Source organism: Gilvibacter sp., assembly GCF_013214815.1.
In the GTDB taxonomy this organism is placed as follows: Bacteria; Bacteroidota; Bacteroidia; order Flavobacteriales; family Flavobacteriaceae; genus Gilvibacter.
Genome location: NZ_JABSPU010000137.1, coordinates 1 through 2480, shown reverse-complemented (window position 1 = coordinate 2480; position 2480 = coordinate 1). Strand labels below are relative to the sequence as shown.

The 2480-nt window shown below is 44.6% G+C and carries 1 protein-coding gene and 1 pseudogene; both read right to left on the bottom strand.

The annotated features are described in order from the left end of the window. Positions 1-313, bottom strand: a pseudogene (locus HRT75_RS14590) (glycosyltransferase); the annotation flags it as partial. Between the two features lie 194 nt (positions 314-507). Further along, positions 508-2058 carry an Rne/Rng family ribonuclease gene (locus tag HRT75_RS14585; RefSeq protein WP_291188305.1) on the bottom strand — a complete coding sequence of 517 codons (1551 nt, stop codon included), beginning with the start codon at positions 2056-2058 and terminating at the stop codon, positions 508-510. Between the last annotated feature and the right edge of the window lie 422 nt (positions 2059-2480).

Here is a 2480-nt window from a genome sequence, read left to right as displayed (position 1 = left end):
GAAATTGGTATTTTACCATCCATTCGGCTAAGACTTTTTGTTCTTGCTGAATGGATCTCCAAACCCTGGGACTCTGTTTTAAGAGGGACCAGGTTAAATTTTCTCCAGCATAATGAATATTGTAGGCGGGGAGTTCTAAATAGGGGAGTTCTGGAAATTGCTGCCGTAGAAGAATGCCCGCGGCACCGTCGGAAGCTATAAAAACTCGGCAGGATTGCTTTTGCAAGGCCTTAATGATTGGAACGCAGCGGGTAGCGTGCCCCAAGCCCCAGTGGAGGGCAGCAATAAGAATGGCCGGTTTTTGCTCCACCATAAACGGAGATTACTAAATACTGAAGGAATGCGCTATAAATTACTATTTCTTGCGGTAATGATTCTGTTTGTCATGCTCACCGCCTGTAAAGCCAGCCAATGCGGATGCCCTTAGCTTAATTGGGGCCTAAAAGAAAGCGGATAACCCTTCTAAGAAGAATTATCCGCTGTATCTTTTCTTTGACTCAATACGTCCTAGTTGAGTCGGATCTCATCGTCCTGCTCATCGTAGAATTTGTACTGCGTCATATAATAATCATTGTCTGGCTGAATCTTGATCCACTTGAAGTGCTTGCGGAACCACTGAATTTGCATACTCTTCCAACCTTTGGTCAAATAAGAGAATACGTAGGGGTGCACTTTTAGCTTCAAGTTTGATTTAGGATGTGCTTGCAAGATAAAGTTCAAATCCCGATCGATATCATCGGTTAATAGGATCGATGCATTAATCTTACCGGTGCCATTACACGTTGGACAAACCTCCGCCGTATTTATATTGACTTCTGGGCGCACCCGCTGCCGGGTAATTTGCATTAAGCCAAATTTACTCAGGCTGAGAATGGTATGTTGGGCCCGATCTTTCTTCATAAACTTACGCATCGACTGCACGAGCGCTTGCTTATGGTCCCGATTCCGCATATCGATGAAGTCGATGATGATGATCCCTCCAATATCCCGGAGACGCAGCTGTCGAGCGATCTCTTCGGCAGCTTCCAAATTGACATTGAGGACCGCTGATTCCTGATCGTGGGAAGACATCTTGTGCCCACTGTTGACATCAATTACGTGCATCGCCTCGGTATGCTCAATCACTAGATAGGCACCACTGGCCATGGTGGCCGTTTTTCCAAAAGACGCTTTGATCTGCTTATTAATTCCAAAAGACTCGAAAATAGGCTTCCGAGAACGGTGAAAACTGGCAATGCCAACTTTGTCCGGTGCAATAGAGCCTAAATCCCCTTGGATATTCTGGTGTAACTGCTTGTCATTTACGACGATCTTGTTGAAAGAATCGTTGAGAATATCCCGAAGAATCGTGGATGCCTTATCAATTTCACTCAATAGCTTGAGTGGCGGCTTGCTATTTCCGAGTTGCTCATAAATACTTTCCCATTTACCGAGCATGGTTTGGAGCTCTTCGTGTAGATCGGCTACCTTTTTTCCTTCCGCGGCGGTCCGTACAATGATGCCGAAGTTTTTAGGACGAATACTCTCGATTAACAAGCGTAGTCGCTTCCGCTCTTCTGCGTTACCAATTTTCTTAGAAACGGCAATAACATCAGAGAAGGGCGTTAGGACCATGAATCGCCCTGGTATGGTCAATTCACAGGTAAGTCGCGGCCCTTTGGTACCAATTGGTTCTTTGAGTACTTGCACTAAGATCGGCACGCGTTTTCCAAGCACCTGGTCGATCTTACCCGTTTTGATAATCTCCGGTTCTAGTTTGAAGTTCTCCAGCAAGTGAGAACGTTGGCTACCGTTGATTGACCCTTCGGTATATTTAAGTAGAGAACGCAGTTTGGGTCCTAAGTCCGTGTAGTGCAGGAAGGCATCTTTTTTGTGGCCAATATCCACAAAAGCTGCATTGAGGCCAGGCATCAGGCGTTTGATGCGCCCCAGAAAGATATCTCCAACGGTAAAGTTGGTATTGGTTTTTTGGTTGTGGAGTTCCACCAATTTGGAATCCTCCAATAGAGCAATCTCCACTTCCGTTGGAGTGGAGTTAATAATGAGTTCTTTTTCCACGTTACGCTAAATTTAAGGCGCAGCACAGAACCCAATCTAGAATGATTACTGGTAGGATTAAGAAAGTCTGCTGAGTGAAATGATCTCAAGCAAGGCTAATGATAGGAGAGTAGAAATGATTCCGCTAAATCAACTATATAGAACTAAATAAACCACCGTTCCGGCCTCTTTTTTTAAATACCAATATTGTCTCTCTCGGAAATAGGATAAACGAATCTCTCAGGAACGGATATATCTTTTTTGGCGCAATTCACACAATATGGTGAAAGGCGCAATTTAAATTAGGGTGTTGATTTAGGAGCTTGCCTAGAATGATTTTCACGATACAGTTTACCTGAATCAAACAACGAGGGCCACATTCGGCGCCTGGATTTTCCCACAAATGAAAAAAGAAAAAGAGAGCAGGGCCATGACAGCCCTGC